Annotated in this window: 13 protein-coding genes and 6 tRNA genes; 10 read left to right on the forward strand and 9 right to left on the reverse strand. The window is 49.3% G+C overall.

Translation table 11 applies throughout. From position 1 onward, the window contains the following. Positions 1-5: 5 nt before the first annotated feature. Both GmarT_RS14005 and GmarT_RS14010 read right to left on the reverse strand, forming a co-directional pair. Positions 6-536, reverse strand: a complete 531-nt coding sequence (locus tag GmarT_RS14005; protein ID WP_002646650.1) for a carboxypeptidase-like regulatory domain-containing protein — start codon at positions 534-536, stop codon at positions 6-8. Positions 537-607: 71 nt separating this feature from the next. After that, positions 608-1,702, reverse strand: coding sequence for a DUF1559 domain-containing protein (locus GmarT_RS14010; RefSeq protein WP_002646649.1), 1,095 nt, complete (start codon positions 1,700-1,702; stop codon positions 608-610). Positions 1,703-2,294: 592 nt separating this feature from the next. On the opposite strand from GmarT_RS14010, the gene GmarT_RS14015 reads away from it, so the two are divergent. The 6 genes from GmarT_RS14015 (at position 2,295) to GmarT_RS14040 (ending at position 3,476) form a co-directional block, all read left to right on the forward strand. Further along, a tRNA-Phe gene (locus GmarT_RS14015) sits at positions 2,295-2,366 on the forward strand. 19 nt (positions 2,367-2,385) lie between these two features. Further along, positions 2,386-2,458 (forward strand) — tRNA-Glu (locus tag GmarT_RS14020). Positions 2,459-2,500: 42 nt separating this feature from the next. Further along, positions 2,501-2,586 (forward strand) — tRNA-Ser (locus tag GmarT_RS14025). An 85-nt stretch (positions 2,587-2,671) separates the two neighbouring features. Beyond that, a tRNA-Ser gene (locus GmarT_RS14030) sits at positions 2,672-2,757 on the forward strand. Between the two features lie 22 nt (positions 2,758-2,779). Continuing rightward, a tRNA-His gene (locus tag GmarT_RS14035) sits at positions 2,780-2,853 on the forward strand. A gap of 26 nt (positions 2,854-2,879) precedes the next feature. Further along, entirely contained in the window at positions 2,880-3,476 is a 597-nt protein-coding gene (locus GmarT_RS14040; RefSeq protein WP_002646648.1) for an HNH endonuclease, read from the forward strand. Positions 3,477-3,519: 43 nt separating this feature from the next. Here the strand turns inward: GmarT_RS14040 and GmarT_RS14045 are convergent, their stop codons facing one another. The 4 genes from GmarT_RS14045 to GmarT_RS14060 form a co-directional block, all read right to left on the reverse strand. Beyond that, complete coding sequence (locus GmarT_RS14045; protein ID WP_002646647.1) at positions 3,520-6,243, reverse strand: DUF11 domain-containing protein; 2,724 nt, start codon at positions 6,241-6,243, stop codon at positions 3,520-3,522. A 271-nt stretch (positions 6,244-6,514) separates the two neighbouring features. Then, positions 6,515-7,444, reverse strand: coding sequence for a DNA integrity scanning protein DisA nucleotide-binding domain protein (locus GmarT_RS14050; protein ID WP_044237954.1), 930 nt, complete (start codon positions 7,442-7,444; stop codon positions 6,515-6,517). A 339-nt stretch (positions 7,445-7,783) separates the two neighbouring features. Further along, positions 7,784-8,728 carry a DUF6263 family protein gene (locus GmarT_RS14055; RefSeq protein ID WP_002646645.1) on the reverse strand — a complete coding sequence of 315 codons (945 nt, stop codon included), beginning with the start codon at positions 8,726-8,728 and terminating at the stop codon, positions 7,784-7,786. Between the two features lie 122 nt (positions 8,729-8,850). Further along, entirely contained in the window at positions 8,851-9,711 is an 861-nt protein-coding gene (locus GmarT_RS14060) for an NAD(+)/NADH kinase (protein ID WP_002646644.1), read from the reverse strand. 239 nt (positions 9,712-9,950) lie between these two features. Between GmarT_RS14060 and GmarT_RS14065 the strand changes: the two genes are divergently transcribed. Further along, complete coding sequence (locus GmarT_RS14065; RefSeq protein WP_002646642.1) at positions 9,951-10,604, forward strand: hypothetical protein; 654 nt, start codon at positions 9,951-9,953, stop codon at positions 10,602-10,604. A 26-nt stretch (positions 10,605-10,630) separates the two neighbouring features. After that, complete coding sequence (locus tag GmarT_RS14070; RefSeq protein WP_044237952.1) at positions 10,631-11,473, forward strand: sugar phosphate isomerase/epimerase family protein; 843 nt, start codon at positions 10,631-10,633, stop codon at positions 11,471-11,473. A gap of 72 nt (positions 11,474-11,545) precedes the next feature. Here the strand turns inward: GmarT_RS14070 and glmM are convergent, their stop codons facing one another. The 3 genes from glmM to GmarT_RS14085 form a co-directional block, all read right to left on the reverse strand. Next, a complete protein-coding gene (gene glmM / locus GmarT_RS14075) occupies positions 11,546-12,895 on the reverse strand; it encodes a phosphoglucosamine mutase (RefSeq protein ID WP_002646640.1) in 1,350 nt (449 codons plus the stop codon). Between the two features lie 229 nt (positions 12,896-13,124). Beyond that, entirely contained in the window at positions 13,125-13,811 is a 687-nt protein-coding gene (locus GmarT_RS14080; protein ID WP_002646639.1) for a lysophospholipid acyltransferase family protein, read from the reverse strand. 12 nt (positions 13,812-13,823) lie between these two features. Then, a complete protein-coding gene (locus GmarT_RS14085) occupies positions 13,824-14,900 on the reverse strand; it encodes a sialidase family protein (RefSeq protein WP_230682502.1) in 1,077 nt (358 codons plus the stop codon). Between the two features lie 491 nt (positions 14,901-15,391). Here GmarT_RS14085 and GmarT_RS14090 point away from each other — a divergent pair, with 491 nt between their 5' ends. After that, positions 15,392-16,693 carry an O-acetylhomoserine aminocarboxypropyltransferase/cysteine synthase family protein gene (locus GmarT_RS14090; protein WP_149302869.1) on the forward strand — a complete coding sequence of 434 codons (1,302 nt, stop codon included), beginning with the start codon at positions 15,392-15,394 and terminating at the stop codon, positions 16,691-16,693. A gap of 194 nt (positions 16,694-16,887) precedes the next feature. Further along, positions 16,888-16,960 (forward strand) — tRNA-Lys (locus GmarT_RS14095). Positions 16,961-17,773 lie beyond the last annotated feature (813 nt).

Raw genomic sequence — 17,773 nt, forward strand, 5'->3', positions numbered from 1 at the left:
CTACTTTATTTGAGATCGAACTGGAACTCGTTTTCCTGATCCGGCATTACTTTCGCTTCGAGCTGCGAAAGTGATGCGTCAGAATATTTTCGAGGGATGAGTTGCTTTAGCTCTGGCGGTGTCTGTTCCTGACTCAATACGCCTCCCCCGGATACAATTTTATCAGCCTCCGCCACTTTCGCTTCGTATTCATCTTCGGTCATTTCCCCGGGAGGAACCATTTTGAGAATGGTCACTTTGTATGTTCCTGGGACGGCGCCATTTTTAACGGTTCGCGCTCCAAAGTAGGACTTGAGTTCAAATTGTCCTGAATCATCAGTGATGGTATTGAGAGTTCCCGTCTGAGGAGATGCTGCAGACGAATCCAGAAAGATCACCGATGCACCGGGGAGAGGCTTCCCCTGGTATGAAACGGTTCCCGAGACAGGTACCGTCTCTGGGGTGTCAGGGGTATTTGAGGAACAACCGACTGTTACACTCAAAAAGAGAAACGCAAACAGAAACCTGGAAAGGCGAAGGGTTTTCAATAATGCCATGATCAAATACCATTGGATTGCAACTGGGAAAAGATTAATACCGGTAGACGGAGTGAATGTTTCGTCAGCGATTAATAATCTCCGATAGTTTCTCCCCCCTGCTTCGTCCCCAGAGCTCCCCAGATACCATAGTTACTGGGACCGCTGGTGGCAGGTGCCAGAGCCAGGTTGCCAGTATCGATGTTTTCGCTGATAAAGCGAACAGCACCGTCAGCCAGCAGAATATGAGCTCCTCCTTCATGGTAGCTGCTGGAACTGGAGAGCGCCCAAATGTCACCATGGGTATTGGACATGCACGATGGACTGTTAGGCGGTAGCACGGCACAGAAACCGGCAAAATGAGGTTGTCCGTGCTGCCACATCCCGCCCATGTGACGGTCTTTCTGCACACTTTGACCTGTATTATACAAACCACCGCTGGCTGTCGTAAAACAGGTATTGGGAGCCGTCAATACCGAGCTGATTCCATTCGCTGCCAACCCACGGACATCGCGGGCATTTCCGGAGTAGATACCCCGTTCGGCCAGCATGATCGTATTACTGCTGCCATCTGTGATATCCCGCATTTTAGTACTGGATTGAAATCCGAAGATGCCACGCGTGTTGCGAACGCCCCAGTTATTTATTGTATCACCCATACAGAAGACATAGCTTTGAGGAACTGTCCAGCCAAATCCTCGATAGTCAGCTGGAGTTGGATTTGAAGGACAGAGAATCACGGGGATCTTCGCTTTCCATGGCGCATAGCCACTGTCATCACGTGATGCTCCGAATGCAGGGTAGCTACCCAGTGGAGAAGAGATTTGATTGAATAATGGGGCCTGATCAAAATAGGGAAGCAAGCCTACAAAACCGCTGATCCGACTTTCATTTCCCGTTCCAAAAGCATTGGTGGAACAACCATCGGTTACAGGCGCACCACCAAAACAACGACCGTTGGCGGAACCACCCATCATATGAACGAATACCTGAAACGTGTCATGGTAGTTGTGAAGTGCCAGTCCCAGTTGCTTCATATTGTTTTTGCAGGTGGAACGACGGGCAGCTTCGCGTGCCTGCTGTACCGCTGGCAACAGAAGGGCGATCAGAATGGCAATAATCGCGATGACAACCAGTAATTCGATCAAAGTAAAGCCGACGCGTTTCTTAAGTCTGCCCGATGACATTGAGTGCGCTCCTCATAAAAATCATAGTAGGTCGATAAGTAAAATCCCGTTTTGAGATGTTAGAATATATGATATATTATATATGATATCAAATGCAGTGTCAGGTCAAGAGTGATCTGCTGAATACTGTCTCTTTTTATAAAATTGCATGAGAGGGTCTAGAGTAGGATTTTCAGGTCTCAGATCTCTTCTGGGCAGAGTTTCCTGGTCAATTCATGTGGCTTTCTTTGTTTCTCCAAAAAAGAGCCATGGCAAAGCGAACTTTTATGCCGCCATTCCCTCTTAGACTGTGTCCAGTTTTACTGTTGCGTCTTCAGGTACCGAGTATCTTGGTTTGCCAGACGCTATGGATAAATGTGATATGTTCTACAAAGTAATTGAACACAATATAAAAACAGACAATTGGCTGACTTACAGGTAGGAAAATGAATTTATTCGCCTTTTCAAAGCATACAGGACAGACAGAGAGTGATCTCAATTCGGGGAGAGAATCCGAATTCAGTTTACCGTTCCGTTAATGACACCAGTTGATTCTGTCTGGATTGATTTCTTTCAAAGACCTGGTGTTTTCAATACCAGGCTTTTTTTACAGGGATCGGTAGCTGAGATGGTTTAGCGGCGGTCTGAAGAACCGCAGACGAGGATTCGAGCACCTCCCGATCCACTTCATAATCAGAAAATACGCCCCGTTCTTCTAACGGACAGGATACTGGCCTTTCACGCCGGAGACGCAGGGTTCAATTCCCACACGGGGTATTCAAGTCGTGTCAAATGTAACTTAATCGTTGAAAGAGATCAGGAAGTCATCCGGCTGGATGAGGGCTCTGTCTTGAAAACAGAGGGCGCTGAAAAAGTGCTTGTGGGTTCGAGTCCCACGGCTTCCGCTGGAGAAAAGTGCTGGTCTACAGGTTTGAAAAGAGAGAAGAACTTGGGTGGAAAAGATGAAAAAACCGTAAATTTTAAGTGATTGGAAGGTAGCCGGATACGGTTTGCCGGACCGCACTGCTAATGCGTGTGCCTGCCAGGGTGTGTGGGTTCGAATCCCATGCCTTCCGCTTTGTAATCAGATTCGATATGGTGTTCGTAGTGTAATGGTTTCGCACATAACACTGTGACTGTTAAAGAGGCGGGTTCAATTCCCCCCGAACACCCCTTTACTAAAGACAGGAATCCCAACATGGTGTCATCAACGCTGGAGCGGCCAACGCTGATACTCAACCGAAACTGGCAGCCCGTTGGTGTAACGACGGTTGCTCGGGCTGTGGTCAAAATCTGGAATGAGACGGCGCGGATTGTTGATCCGTCTGACTATCAGACCTATTCCTGGGCCGATTGGGCACAGCTCAAACCAGAGGATGACGAACTGGCCATCCAGAGCAGTCATTCCCGGTTCCGGGTTCCGGAAGTGATCACGCTATTGAAGTACGACCGAGTGCCCCGCAACGTGGTGACATTCAGTCGACGGAATGTTTTTAAACGTGACCATTTCACCTGCCAGTATTGCGGCTGTCAGCCCGGTAGTGAAGAGCTGACGATCGACCACGTCACTCCCCGTTCCCAGGGGGGGGAGACTTCCTGGAGTAACTGTGTGCTGGCTTGCGTGGAATGCAATTCACGTAAAGCAGCCCGTACGCCAGGACAAGCTGGGATGAAACTGCAGAAGGAACCGGTTCGTCCGAAATGGAAACCATTCTATGCAATGCAGAACATGCGGATCGACAGCTGGTCTCGATTTATCAGCGAGACCTACTGGAACGTAGAACTGGAAACTTAAAAGCAGAGCAGTCCCCCTGAGTCATGACTCAAGGGGACTTTTTTTATTGCAGTTTGCCGAGGACAGGGATGGCTTCTTCCCTACTGAGAGGTTTCTCCATCTGTTTCGACTGTACCTGGACTAAAACGCGGGCGTCTCCCTTATCACGGGCTGCCAGTGTGAGTTCAAAATTCAAGGACTGTTTCGCTGCCAGTTCCTGAGCCGGTTCAAAGATGATATAAGAACCAGCCTGCTGATAACGGCCGGGGCCTTTCGCAGCAACAAAGACCAGTTCTTTAGGAATTTTGACCCGGAATTCGACATTCGTGGCTGAGGCACTTCCCTGATTGGTGAGTTGCACCTGCATTGCCATCTTCTCGCCCACTTCCAGTGGACCTTTTAATTCGCTGGTTTCCACTTTCAGTAATGGCTGTCCGATGACGACCGTTTCGGATTGAAGATTGGCCGAAAACTGAGTGTTGTTATCCGTAACAACCTGAAGCGTACTGATTTTCTTGCCGATTTCGTTTGGTTCGAGTTCAATTTTCAGAGTCTGAGTATGTCCGGCTGCCAGTTCTTTGAGATCCCACTGGACCACATTGCGTACCTGATCGTATTTGCCGTTTTCTGATGCAGATAAAAACTTCATGCCTGGAGGGATCGATTCAAATATCGAAATATTCTGGATTGATTTTTCCGTGTTATTGGTAATCGAGTTCTCATACTCACCTTTGCTGCCCAGATATCTGTTTTTGGGACCTTTGCGAGCCAGGATAAACTGCTCCCCACTTCCGATGACTTTCAGGGGGACTTCCGTTTCTGATTTCAGATTTCCATCACCCACTACGCTGGAAATGTTTTTGCCTGCGCCTGGTTTCACGGCTTTAAGCTGCAGTTGGATCTGTTTGGTTTCACCAGCTGGAATAATACCGACGCTGTACTCAAGATCGTCTCCTCCGGGGTGAGTGAACTGCGGAGGGATGATGCTGCGAACAAACACATTTTTCGCATCCCCTGTTCCACTGTTGGTGATCGTGTAGTTGACGACGGCAATGTCCCCTGGTTTTACTGCTTCGGGTTGATCCGATTTAATAACCAGTTTAGGAGAAGTGATTTTGGTTTCTGAGGCGACTTCCGTCACAAAATTGACGGTGGCTACGCTGCCGATCTGACCGGCCTGTTCGGGGATGACACGGATTGAGATTTTCTTTTCTGCTCCTGGTCCCATCTCTCCCAGTCGCCAGATGATCCGGTTATTAATCTGTTCAGCCCGGGGAATGGTTCCCGTCAATTTGGCTCCCTTGGGGATCCGGTCTTCTACAATCACCGACTGAGCCGATGTCGTCCCACTGTTTTTTACAAGAACGTGATAAATGAAGGGCTGGCCCAGCACCGCTTCAGGGGGAGCCATTTTCTGAATCGTCATTTTGGGAGACTGAGTTTTCAGATGGACTGCAGGAATTGCTGGTTCCTGGTTCAGCGACTGATTGCCTTCTACCAGACTCAGTGGCTTCGGCTCTGCCGGTGAAATCGCAATCGGCTGTGGTTGTGATGTCCCAGCGGTCTCTTTTTTCCCCTCTATCGGGAATAACGGCGGTTCTTGTGGATTCGATTCTGGCTGACGTTTTTTGATTATGACGACATCAGATTCTTCTTTAGCCGGGACAGGCTTTGCTTCGATTTTGGCCGACGGCTCCACTGCGAAGGGGGCCGGTTTTGTTTCAGGTAAATTCACTGGTTCGGGTTCGGGGGCTGCTGTGGAATTAAACTTCGGTTCCATTTCCGGTTTAGAACGAGTGGTTTCCGGTTCTGACTGAAACGGATTGAATTCCGGTTCAACGGTTGGAGTCAGCGTGGGAGTGTCGGGTTCTGGTACAGGAACCGGTTTTGGATCGTTCCCGGGAGACTCGGCAAAGGGGTTCAGTTCGATTGCAGGTGTCGGAGACTCCAGAGATTCAACAGGTTGGGGGCTATTTTCAGGTTCCGGCTTGGGCAGCTCCATTTTTGCTGTTGAATTGCCGGTTGAGAATGGACTTTCTTCGATAACTGGTTCCAGATTACCTGGGTCAGATTCCGGAAGTGTGGCTGGTTTCTTGTCAGCCGGCTCATCAAACGGATTTGCTGAATCAGATCCCCTGGTAAATGCTTCTCGAGGGGGAACCTTAGTGACTGGGTTTTCTTTGACGGCAGCTTCCGCTGTCATGACCGGTCCAAACTGGGGACCGGCATCAAATTCCGGGAGAACTGGTTCAGAGGGAGTTACCGGTTCTTTCTGAGTAACAACCGGTGTTTCTTCGGGAACCGTAAAAGGATTCTCTGAAAGATCAGGAGTTTTCATTTCCGGTGGTTCCCGGAAATCCAAACCTTTCACAGGAGAAAGGAGTTCTGTTTTTTCGACGGGTTCAAATTCACTGGCCGCCGCTGATTCAGGATCGCCTGTCGCAGATTCATCGGTTGCTGCAGTGAGCCTGATATTAGAGAGTGGCGAATTCGAGTTGGGTGCAAAAGGAGAATCGTCTTTTTTTGATTTCTCGGCATCGAGCGGAAGTGCATTCCGCGCTGCCAGTTCTGAAAGTTCTGCGGGCACTTGATCTGAAGGGACAGAATCGGATTCGCCGAGTGAAAGTTCTGGCGTTACAGCAGCTTGCTCTGATTCCAGAACATTCATCTGACTCATTTGATGTTCCAGGCTGCCGGACTGAATTCCTTTTTGAGCCTGAAGAAACATTAATACGCCAAGACCTACGACTCCGGCGACAGCGACCAGCTTGATTGCTACATTCGACATGGGACTCCCTTCCCGATGAATAAGCTCTTAAGTTCTGCAGATATTTACTGTCTGACGTCAGGATTCTACACCTGAGCCAGATCGTTTTCTGCAACTTCGGATGCTGCAAAATGTGGTCCAAATCTTGATCTGAACTGGAACACCACAACATGCGGGGGTTTCATAGCAAAAATTACAATTCAGGGGAAGAGAATATTTGAGAAAATTTACGTATCTGCTTGCAAAAGATGATGATAGAGCTATCAGCAGGTAAATCGGAAAAACCCGGAGTTTATTCTGACTGGGGAGGCTCGGTATCAAAGTCGAACCATTTCATGGCACTACTCATCGGTTCGATTCGCAGAACGACATATCCGTCTTGAAAAATTCGTACAGTTCCGGTTGACTCCGAAACGGCAATTGCGATGGCACCGGTTTCTTTTGAGATGGCGGCTGCAGCCCAGTGTCGGGCTCCCAGTCCTTTGGAAAGGGTTAACCCTTCCGCCGAGGCATTTAAGATCCGTCCGGCAGATTGAACGACTCCATCGGAACTGATGATAAAAGCTCCGTCAATTTGAGCGAGCTCTTTCATGCTCTCTTTGACACGCGGGTTGTTAACCATGCGGTCTTTCTGCGAATAGCCTTTGAATGGATCATGGACCTGTTCGTGCGAGGCAGCCAGGACTTTACGGTGATTGCCTACAGCAAATAAGGCACCCACGGGTTTTCCCTCACGGCCTTCACGGCCAATTTCAACAGCCAGGTCGACGACTGCCCTTAATGTCTGCAGCGGGACTTTGGTTTCCAGTCGCTGCAGGTCACGTGAAGTCAGCTTTGCCAGATGGTCTGCCAGACTCACGATACTGAGTGAATCTGCATGTTCCCGCTCAAAACCTGCATAGAGTGCAATAATCCGATCGCCTGACGCCAGAATTTCATCTGCAATCGCTTCCAGAATGGCCTGGCTGATCTGAACCTGACGTGTCTGTGGTTCGTGAATCAACGGAACCAGAGCAATTCCATCTTCTTGGGCAGCACGTTGGACGTCTGGTTTGTCTGAGGAAACTACCAGTCGCAGTTTGCTCAACGATTTACTGATTTCAAGGAAGTCGTAAGGAATGTCAGCTAACAGGAAGACAACTTCAATCTCACAATCACTGGCCAGGCGCTTTGCCGCTTTTAATAAGCTGGTCAATTGTGGAGAAAGCTCTACCCGTTTCATATCCGGTCTCAATCGCAACGCTGATGGTTAATGACACAGTGGTTACATTGCTCGTGCCATTTCAGGTATTGACCATTTATTAAGATAGCGTTAACCGCATCATTCGTGGTGTACGAATACTGTCGGCAGGAAAGTGTTCAGTCTGTGTTCACTGGGGTGTGGGACAGAGCTGATAGCTACGTGAAATGGTTGATTGCAAGGATTTACATACCTTTACGGCGATCTCTAAGTGTAAAATATTTATCGCCAGCGTCAACACACAACCAATGTTCGGTACTCAAAAAATGAGACGTTTCCTCAGGTTGGAACCAAATTTGTTATTCGAGACTCGATATTGGCTCACTCGGCGGCAGTCTCAGCAGTTTTCTGCGCCAGCGAAGCCGGATCGACCAGGGTCTCAACCACACTGGTAATCGCCCGCATGGCTCCCTGCCCGTCAAACACCCCGACCTGTGCTTTGTCCAGCGAGACATCCTGAGAGACAATCACTCCCTTGTCCATGTCCAGCTTGATTGTTCCTGAGGGGGTTTTTTGAATCAGCTGAATGCTGAATTTGGGGTCGTTGAGTCGTTCCATAATCTTGGTTTTAAAGGAAATGACAGCCAGATCACCTTCGACAGATTTCAGAGTGAAGATTCGACGAATGGGAACTTTTTTACGCAAAACTTTGCTGACTGAGACTTCCGCTTCAAAGTCTTCATTCCAGCTATCGCCGATTTTGACGGAGTCTTCTGGAAGAGGAATCAGGAATCCCAGGCTGCGGGATTTATCATTTTCGAGCTTTTCCGGTCCTTTTTTAGTGACTTCTTTAAAAGTGGATCCTTCAGAAGTTGTTTGCAATTCCAGCACACTAATGACTTCGCCCGTCGGTGAGTAAATGATGCGTGAAGGGCGGCCGATGGTTTTACGGATCGGGACAAACTGTTCCAGGTCTTTCTCCACAGGTTGGATACTGTCAAATGTGGCAGGAGTACCACCGTTGAACTGCACACTCATCTGCACGCGGTCAATCATCGTTTCGAGCGTGGCATTCCCTGATTCATCCACTCCGACCACACGATAATGCTTTTGAGTCTGTGTGGAGTTGACTGTTGTCTCTTTAGCCTGGTTCAACTCGACAGTGAACTGATTCTTTGCGTCGACCGCATAATGTTCGAATTCACCAGGCGTAAATTTAAAGCGCAGGGAGTAGGTCGTTGCGTCTTCTTCTGCTTGTAATACAGAAACAGGTGCCAGGATCTGGCAGACGAAAATTGAAAGCACACAGAAAACAAAAGACCGCATCAGGGACTCCTTCCCTCATAAACTGGTTGATAAATCTCCTTAACCTGTGCGAAAGTTAGCAGATCCGCAAATTATTGGGGAGGGCATTTTTCGGTAGAGGGCAGAAAATCTGTCAGAAAAGCTTATTCAGCACCATATTTTGGCTGGCCACCCCAGCCAAGTTTGCGGTTGAGCCGTGAATAGTAGTTGAAACCGGGAATTCGCGCGAGTTTAAATGTGACAGGAGCCCGTGTCAGCTCGAGTCGATCACCGGAGGAATAAGGAACTTTGATTTGACCATCAATCACCAGCATGGCCCCATCAGGTACATTCGCAGCTGTCAGCGAATACAGGGCATTCGCATTATCGACCAGAGGACGGTTCGAGGGAGTATGCGGACAAATCGGCGTAATGACAAAAGCCTGCAAGTCCTGTTTTAAGATGGGACCACCTGCGGACAGGCTATGGGCAGTCGAGCCTACCGGCGTGCTGATGATCAGACCATCGCCGCTATAGGTTGTTACCATTTCATTATCGATGGCTAATTCGACATCAATCATGGCCATCGCTCCTGCGGAACTGATTACCACTTCATTCAGTCCCAGGTAAGTTTTCACCGAACCATCGGAGTGAAAATGCTTGCATTCAAACATCAGGTGTTCCACGATGCGATATTTTCGTTCCAGCAGCAGTGAGAAGTTTTTACAGAACCCTTCCGGTGTCAGATCTGCCAGGAATCCCAGCCGCCCCAGATTGACTCCAATCATCGGCAGCTGTTTGAGACTCATTTGTCGACACGCCCGGAGAATAGCGCCGTCACCGCCGAGGACCACGACCAGGTCGGCTGCGGAATCATCGGGGATAAAATCTTCAATCACGGAAACAGAAGAAACATAAACAGAAGTTTGTGCCTGAATATGATTATGAATTTGTTCCCAGGCGGTCTGGATATGCGTACTTTGATCACGCAGCAGAAACATCAGGTTTAATGGCGATTCAGACATATCCCACTTTCAGCACAAAATCAAAGAGTATTGGAACAGGTATTGTCAGGCATTATACGCAGACAGGAATCAGTATCCAATCATGAGACTCTGCTTCTGATTTAAACGAGAGATGAAATTTCGGCAAAACGTCTACCAGCAGGGGATATAACAGTGGCAAACTGTGAATTTCAATTCAGATGAGCTAGGATTGAAGAAACCCTTGAATTGTGACTGGTGTCAAATGGTGAATTGTCTGTATGAATTATTTCGCACATGGAATGCGGTTTGTTGACCGCCCCTATTATATGGTAGGAACTGCCCTGCCCGATCTGATGGCCGTCGTCGATCGCCGCGCGCGGCTGCGTATAAAAAATGTCGCCCCTTTCGTCAGTGAAGAACCGACAATCGAAGCGGAACTCGCATCAGGGATCAAACAGCATCTCGATGACGATCACTGGTTTCATTCCACTCAGGGATTTCTGGAAATCAGTACTGACATGTCAATTTTATTCCGCCAGATCTTCACCCACGATGAATCGGCACGCGTCGGTTTCCTCGGCCATATCGTCACCGAGTTATTGCTGGATCGTGTGCTGATCGAACAAAATCCAGGCCTCATTGACGAGTATTATGCTGCCTTCAGTGAAATTGATCCCCTGCAGACCGAAATCGCGACTAACAAAATGACGACGAAGGAAACCGATAAACTGAAGCTCTGGCTGGCCCAGTTTTCTAAAGAAGCTTTTTTAAGGGATTACCTCGATTCACAAAGAATGCTGGTACGCTTGAATCAGGTCATGAATCGGGTCAAACTACAACCATTGCCAGTAGAAACGATCTCAGTATTAAATACAGGGCGGAAGATCGTCGAAAAGCGTCTCAACGATTTATTGCCGCCTGAGCATTTTTAATCTCAATTGATTGAAAGATAACAACGATGAAGTACGGCTTAAACATGCTGCTCTGGACCTCGGATGTCAACGAATCCCATTTTGGACTTCTGGAACAGATTAAAGGCTGGGGATACGACGGCGTTGAACTTCCCGTGTTCGAAGCAGATGAAAAAAAGTTTGCTCAGGTGGGAAAGAAATTATCGGAACTCGGTCTCGAAAGTACGGCGGTTACCGTTTGTACTCCCGACGAAAACCCCATCTCCGGTGATGCGAAAATACGGGAAGCTGGTCTGGAGCGACTGAAACGCATGATTGATATGTGCGCCGCAGCAGGATCCACCCATCTGTGTGGCCCGATCCATTCCGCTCTGGGGGAATTCTCCGGCGCAGGTCGTACTGCCGATGAGTGGAACTATGGCAAAGAGACGCTCGCCAAAGCAGCCGACTATGCTCAGGAACACAAAGTCATGCTGGTCTGCGAATATCTGAATCGCTTTGAATGCTATTTCCTGAATACTGCCGAAGACTGTTCGCAATTCACTCGCGAAGTCAATCACCCTTATCTCAAAATGATGTACGATTCCTTTCATGCGAATATTGAAGAGAAAAGCATCACCTCCGCTGTGAAAACTTGTGCCGACCAGATGGTGCACGTGCACATTTCTGAAAACGATCGTTCCACACCCGGCGAAGGGGGCGTGAACTGGGATGAGACGTTCTCTGCTCTGAAAGAAGTCAACTACGATGGCTGGTTGACAATCGAAGCCTTCGGTCTGGCTCTGCCCGATCTCGCTGCCGCCACTCGCATCTGGCGTAAGATGTTCCCCTCGGAAGAGCATCTGGCAACAAAGGGGCTGGAGTTCATGAAATCCCGCTGGGAAGGTTAATTCTTCACCCGGTTTTCAGGCCAATCTAAAATGGAGTAAACATCGTGCTGAATGTTTACTCCATTTTTTGTATCAGTTGACCGCTTTACCCACTATCTGCATCGCTGATTCACAGAGTGCTTCGGCGGCTTCACTCTCAGGGGCTTCTGCGATGACGCGAATGATCGGTTCGGTATTACTGGCTCTGACCTGTACCCAGCGGTCGTCCCAGTCCAGTCGCAGACCATCTCCCCGGGAAGCCGTTGCACTGTCGAAATGAGACTCAAGCGCTTTACAGGCGTCTTCCACTTTTTCGCGCGGGCAGGTGATTTTGTTTTTCACAATGCTGTATTGAGGAAGCGAATCTGACCAACTGCTTAATTTCTGACCTGAAGCAGCAAGGCCTGCCAGTACGTAAGCCATACTCACATAGCTGTCACGCACATAGCCCACCTTGGGATCAATTACGCCGCCATTCCCTTCTCCGCCAAGAATCGCTGACTCCTGCTTCATTTTGGCACAAACGTGGGCTTCTCCCACATAAGAACGAAAGAAGGGACAATTGTATTTCGCAGCGATGTCCGCAGTCACGCGACTGGTCGATCCATTCACGACAACAGGGCCGGGAGTCCGTGCGAGTACATAATCAGCGGCCAGCGCCAGGGTGAGTTCTTCTCCAATATAGCGGCCCGTATCATCTACAATCGCCAGGCGATCGGCATCGGGGTCCTGGGCGAAGCCGGCATCGGCACCTGCTTTTACAACGGCTTCACTCAAGCCGGTTAGATTCTCTTTTAGTGGCTCAGGCGTATGGGCAAAATGACCGTCTGCCGTCCCACCAAGTACGATGACTTCGCAGCCCAGTGATTCGAGGAATCGTGGTGTCGAAACGGCCCCCGATCCATGGTTGCAGTCCAGCACTACTTTGAATTGACGTTGTTTAATCTGTTCACGGTCGATTAATTTGAAAACACGGTCCATATGAGGTGCAGCGGCATCTTCCAGAGTCTCAACAGAACCCAGTTGATCCCAGCTGACATAGTTGAACGTTTCATTATTCAAAACAGACAGCAGTTTTTCGCCCTGCTCCTGGTTATAGACGGAACCTTCAGAGGAAAACGGTTTCAGTCCATTCCAAGGAATCGGATTGTGGCTCGCGGTGATTTGAATTCCCCCGGCCGCTTTCAAATGTGTTACCAGAACCCCGCAGGTCGGTGTTGTCGCGATCCCCGCATCAATCACGCGGCAGCCGGTTGCCAGCAGTCCACCGATCACAGCATGACGCACCATTTCACCACTGCCGCGGCCATCACGTGAGAGTACGACCGTTCCCTGATTTGCAATCGTACCGACGGCGGCGGCAAACCGGGTTAAATAATCGGGAGTCAGTCCGTTACCAACCACGCCGCGTAAACCGGAAATACTGAGTATCCGTTCTGACATGAAATTACCTGATTGAGCTGGAGGAGAAGTAGTGGTCTATCAATCCTGTATTGAGGGGTAAATGGCGTCAGGGCCGCACGCCAGCGTGCGTGCGGACTATGTCGGCCAAAGAGTCATTCCAGGTCTGACAAGACAGTCGGGGTGACAAATCAATCAATCTTACGAGAAACATAGTCGAGATGACTGAGATTGACAATCCCTTCTCGGCGAGAAAACAGCTGGCTAGAAATTAACTGGTCAGATCAGGGTTCACCCAGGATTCAGCCTGCTGCTGACATGCGAGCACTCGCTGGTGAGTCAGTTCCAGCAGCGCTTTTTCTGCACCGCGTTCACAGTATTCCCGAATCAGTTCTGCAGAAATCGGTTCTCCGAAAACAACCCGTACCGAGCGGGGACGTAGAAAGTAGGCTCCCCGTGGCAGCGCGCGAAAAGCACCCGCGATTCCAATCGGGTAGATCGCAACGTCAGTCCGTTTCAGTAGAGCCAGAAATCCCGGTTTGAAACGTTGGACCGACCCGTCGGTGGTTCGTGTACCCTCCGGAAAGATTCCGACATAATTCCCACTCTCGATATTCAGTATCGCTGCACGAAAACTCTGCGAACTGGCAGCCTTGCGACTGATCGGTATCACAAATTCATATCGCATGAAGGGACCCAGAATCGGGATCCGAAACAGTGAATCCCGGGCCATAAAGCTGACGGGCCGACTCAGAGGCAGGCCAATCAACAGCGGGTCGAGAAAACTCTGATGATTACTGACCAGCAATCCGCCTCCTTCTGCTGGTAAATTCTCCTTACCCCGCGACTGATAGCGCAGCCAGATCGCAAAGAATACCTGCAGGATCCATTGAAATAGAATCCAGAGAAAATTCCGGCGGTTACTGCGGGGAGGAGAAATCTGATTTACTTCAGCCAATTACTCCGCCTCTCAATCAATCTCTTTAAGTTCCAGCTGAGCAGGGTCAATGACCACATGCTTGACCAGCTCACGTCTCCAGGTATAGGTGATATGCACCTTGCCATCTGCCGTCTGAATCACAGCCGGGTAAGAATATTCCCCCTTTTTGTCTTCCAGAACGAGTCCGGTTTTCCAGTGTTTACCATCTTCGGAAATCGCGACATGCAGCGGGCTGCGTCCCTTTTTCGTGGGATTATAAACGAGCAGCGCCCGACCATCTTTCAGAGTAACAGCATCGGTTCCACTATTGGGATTCGGCAGCGATGTCGGCGTGACTTTGCTCCAGGAACGACCATTATCCTCAGACCAGGCTTCCACAATCTTGCCCTGACGACTGCGACAGAGAATCTGCAGTTTATCGCCATACTGAAGTACTGAAGGCTGGATTGCTCCAATTTCACGTCCGTCATTTAAAGGACCAGTCCGATGCCACGTTTTACCCAGATCGGGTGTCCATTCCATCTGTAACTGCCAGCTATCATGTTCGGTACTGGCAGGGCAGAGCAAGGTTCCGTCAGACAACAGGAACGGTTTATTTTTGACCGGTCCAACGAAGCCGTCAGGCAGACGCCGGGCTTTGCCCCAGGTCTTGCCATTATCATGGGAAATCTTGAGCATACCCCACCATTCACTCGGATTGGGTCCCACTTTATAAAACAGCAGCAGCGTGCCGGGCTTGGTCTGAAACAGAACCGGGTTCCAGCACGGCCAGCGTTTCGTAGCATCTTTCACTCCATCTGCAACGCTCACGGGAGCCGACCAGCCATCACCTGTATTTCGGGACAGCCAGATTTCGACGTCCGGGTTTTTCTCAGCAGTTCCACCGAAAAAGGCACAAACCAGTCCTTCCGGTGTTTCAGCGATGGTTGAAGCATGACAGGAAGGAAACGGGGCCTGATCGTAGATGAATTCCTGCATAACAAGCCCCGGTTGATCGGGAGTAGTTTTTTCAGGTCCGTTTCCAAACGTCTGAGTCTGGCTCATAAAGCAGACAGCCAGAGCAGACAGCAGACAGGCCGACATTTTCACAGTTGGTAAGCGTCTCATAGTTGTACCTTCTTCACCAGGGGCAGCAATTTGAGATGAGAATACAGAGTTCTCTGTTCAGAGTATCATCCATTGTAGAAAAGTGGAATTAGAACGAAAATCTAATCTTCGCAAATCTGGAAATAGTCCCAGATTCCAACGTAAGTCTGGAAATAATGGTGATTTTCAGGAATGAGTTTATCTGGCTCGGACCCCATTGAGCCGTAGTGTCTGACAATCTAATATACCAGGTCCAAATGAACCTGGGGACGTTCAAGTAAAACTGGACACAGTCTAGCCGATACAACTCGCGGGCGAATTGTTTTTTGCGAGCAACATCGATACGATGGCTGATTACGAATCGAGGCATTTTTAGCTTTAAAACTGCCTCTTTCCAACTCATCTCGGAACATTCTGCCGAATCCAATCGTGTTTTTCCGATAGATGAGCTCCCTTGAAAGCAATCGTGCTTAAACAAGCCTGAAGAATTATTAAATAAGAAGGTATTACCAATGGATGCCGAAGCATTGAAACTAGCGACTCTGTGTCTGCATGGCGGCCAGGAACCCGATAGCGCGACCAACTCACGTGCCGTTCCGATTTATCAGACCACTTCTTACACATTCAACGACACTGATCACGCGGCCAGACTGTTTGGCCTGCAGGAATTCGGAAACATCTACTCCCGACTGATGAATCCTACCTGTGACGTGCTTGAAAAACGTCTCGCCCTGCTCGAAGGAGGAGCCGGTGCTCTGGCGGTTGCCTCCGGTCAGGCTGCGGAATCACTGGCGATTCTAAACATCGTCGAGTCCGGTCAGAATATCGTTTCCTCATCCAGCCTGTATGGCGGAACCTACAATCTGTTCCACTACACCTTCCCCAAATTCGGTATTCAGACCAAATTCGTCGATCAGAGCGATCCCGAGAACTTCAAAAAAGCCATCGACGAAAATACCCGCTGCGTCTATGTCGAAGCCATCGGCAATCCCCGTTGTGATATTCCCGACTTCGAGGCCATCGCTGAGATCGCCCACGAAGCAGGTATCCCACTGATCGTCGATACCACCCTCGCCTCCCCTGCTCTCGTCCGCCCGTTTGAGCATGGCGCTGATATCATTGTTGCTTCCTGTACCAAATTCATAGGCGGTCACGGGACTTCGATCGGCGGAATCATTATTGAAAAGGGTGGCTTCCCCTGGGATAACGGAAAATTCCCCGGCATGACCGAACCCGATCCCAGCTATCATGGTCTTAAATTCTACGAGACCTTTGGTGGCATGAATATCGCCTACGTCCTGAAAATCCGCGTGCAGTTGCTGCGGGACCTGGGACCGGCTATGAGTCCGTTCAACGCCTTCCAGTTCCTTCAAGGCCTGGAAACGCTGCACCTGCGAATGGAGCGTCACAGCGAGAACGGCATGGCTGTCGCGAAATTCCTAGAAAGCCATCCCAAGGTCTCCTGGGTCAATTATGCCGGACTGGAATCGCATCCTTCCTATCAACTGGCTCAGAAATATATGCCCAAGGGAGCCGGGGCTGTCTTCGGCTTTGGAATTCAGGGAGCAACTCCTGAAGAACAACAGGCCAATGGGGTAAAACTGATTAATAGTGTCAAGTTATTCTCACACCTCGCTAACGTGGGAGACAGTAAATCTTTGATTATTCATCCTTCCAGCACAACGCATCAGCAGTTATCGCCGGAAGAACAGGCCAGTTCCGGCGTCACACCTGATTTCGTCAGGCTGTCCGTTGGAACCGAAGATCAGGAAGACCTGATCAATGACCTCAAACAGGCTCTGGATCAGATCTGATCCCGGCCCGCTTGACGTGAGTTCAGATTTTAGGCAGGAGTCGGCTGTGAAATCGCAGCCGACTCCTGATTTTCAGATAAGTTTATCGATGTCTGGGGACCTCTCGGACGATAATTATTCTTATCACCAGAGAGAAGATGCCGCGTACTCTTGCCGGATGAATTACACCGAACTAGAATACGTATGACAACAACGCCCTTGTAGCTCAATCGGCAGAGCAACTGACTCTTAATCAGTAGGTTCTAGGTTCGATTCCTAGCGGGGGCAATCATAAAGCCATGGCTCACAATGAGTTGTGGCTTTTTTGATTTGGCTGCTTTGTACCTAATTGAGTGGTTTTCAATGTGTACCTAATTTGCTCGTTTGATATATAGGTAACCGGCTCATAGAAAACATAGAGCTGTCAGTGCTTAAAGCCGTCCAGAATCGCTGCTTCCACCTCCCGGGCAAACGCACCCTTCTCTTACGTCCGGCCCCCAAATCGCCCCTGAGGGCCTCCCAGGATACTGTATCACGCTTAGATGTCATTCAGCGTTTAGAGTCGAGTGGCATTTCGTGTGATCTCTGATACGGCTGGAAAATCGTGCATGACCGTGCATTGCCACCCAGCTGCTTGTCAGGATATTTCAGACATCCACGCGTCTGTTAATACCGCCATTGTTAGTTGTGAAGCACGATGTGTAAGCATCTCAGTCGATTCACAACAGTCGACCACAGAATAAAACTGATTGAATCCAATATTGATCTCTGAAAAATGATATGCCCGGCATTGATCTGGGGATTGCAGCAAACCATGCTGGATGACTGACAATCGGCACTGCTTGATTCAATCGAGCCAGGCCAGACTATTAAAGTCTCGTTACTTGAGGCAGAGGGTTTAGTTACGAAAGTAAATTTTCGATACCACTCGTGAGGTCCTATCGGGTACGATACATGGATATTCGTATTTGGCGAATACAACCGCGTCTGATTGAGTTAACTGAGATAAAGGCGATTAAGGTAATGACTACGAGCGAGGAATCTATGCCAGGTACGTGTTTGACACCTTCCATCGGCACTGGGAGCATGGTGGGCAGAAGA

Source organism: Gimesia maris, assembly GCF_008298035.1.
Lineage (GTDB): Bacteria > Planctomycetota > Planctomycetia > Planctomycetales > Planctomycetaceae > Gimesia > Gimesia maris.

Bases quoted from the DNA above. Each gene is read 5' to 3' on its own strand.
- GmarT_RS14045 (WP_002646647.1), bottom strand. From the start codon at position 6,243: ATGTCGAATGTAGCAATCAAGCTGGTCGCTGTCGCCGGAGTCGTAGGT.
- GmarT_RS14060 (WP_002646644.1), bottom strand. From the start codon at position 9,711: ATGTCTGAATCGCCATTAAACCTGATGTTTCTGCTGCGTGATCAAAGT.
- GmarT_RS14010 (WP_002646649.1), bottom strand. From the start codon at position 1,702: ATGTCATCGGGCAGACTTAAGAAACGCGTCGGCTTTACTTTGATCGAA.
- GmarT_RS14085 (WP_230682502.1), bottom strand. From the start codon at position 14,900: ATGAGACGCTTACCAACTGTGAAAATGTCGGCCTGTCTGCTGTCTGCT.
- GmarT_RS14050 (WP_044237954.1), bottom strand. From the start codon at position 7,444: ATGAAACGGGTAGAGCTTTCTCCACAATTGACCAGCTTATTAAAAGCG.
- GmarT_RS14055 (WP_002646645.1), bottom strand. From the start codon at position 8,728: ATGCGGTCTTTTGTTTTCTGTGTGCTTTCAATTTTCGTCTGCCAGATC.
- glmM (WP_002646640.1), bottom strand. From the start codon at position 12,895: ATGTCAGAACGGATACTCAGTATTTCCGGTTTACGCGGCGTGGTTGGT.
- GmarT_RS14040 (WP_002646648.1), top strand. From the start codon at position 2,880: ATGGTGTCATCAACGCTGGAGCGGCCAACGCTGATACTCAACCGAAAC.
- GmarT_RS14065 (WP_002646642.1), top strand. From the start codon at position 9,951: ATGAATTATTTCGCACATGGAATGCGGTTTGTTGACCGCCCCTATTAT.
- GmarT_RS14005 (WP_002646650.1), bottom strand. From the start codon at position 536: ATGGCATTATTGAAAACCCTTCGCCTTTCCAGGTTTCTGTTTGCGTTT.
- GmarT_RS14070 (WP_044237952.1), top strand. From the start codon at position 10,631: ATGAAGTACGGCTTAAACATGCTGCTCTGGACCTCGGATGTCAACGAA.
- GmarT_RS14090 (WP_149302869.1), top strand. From the start codon at position 15,392: ATGGATGCCGAAGCATTGAAACTAGCGACTCTGTGTCTGCATGGCGGC.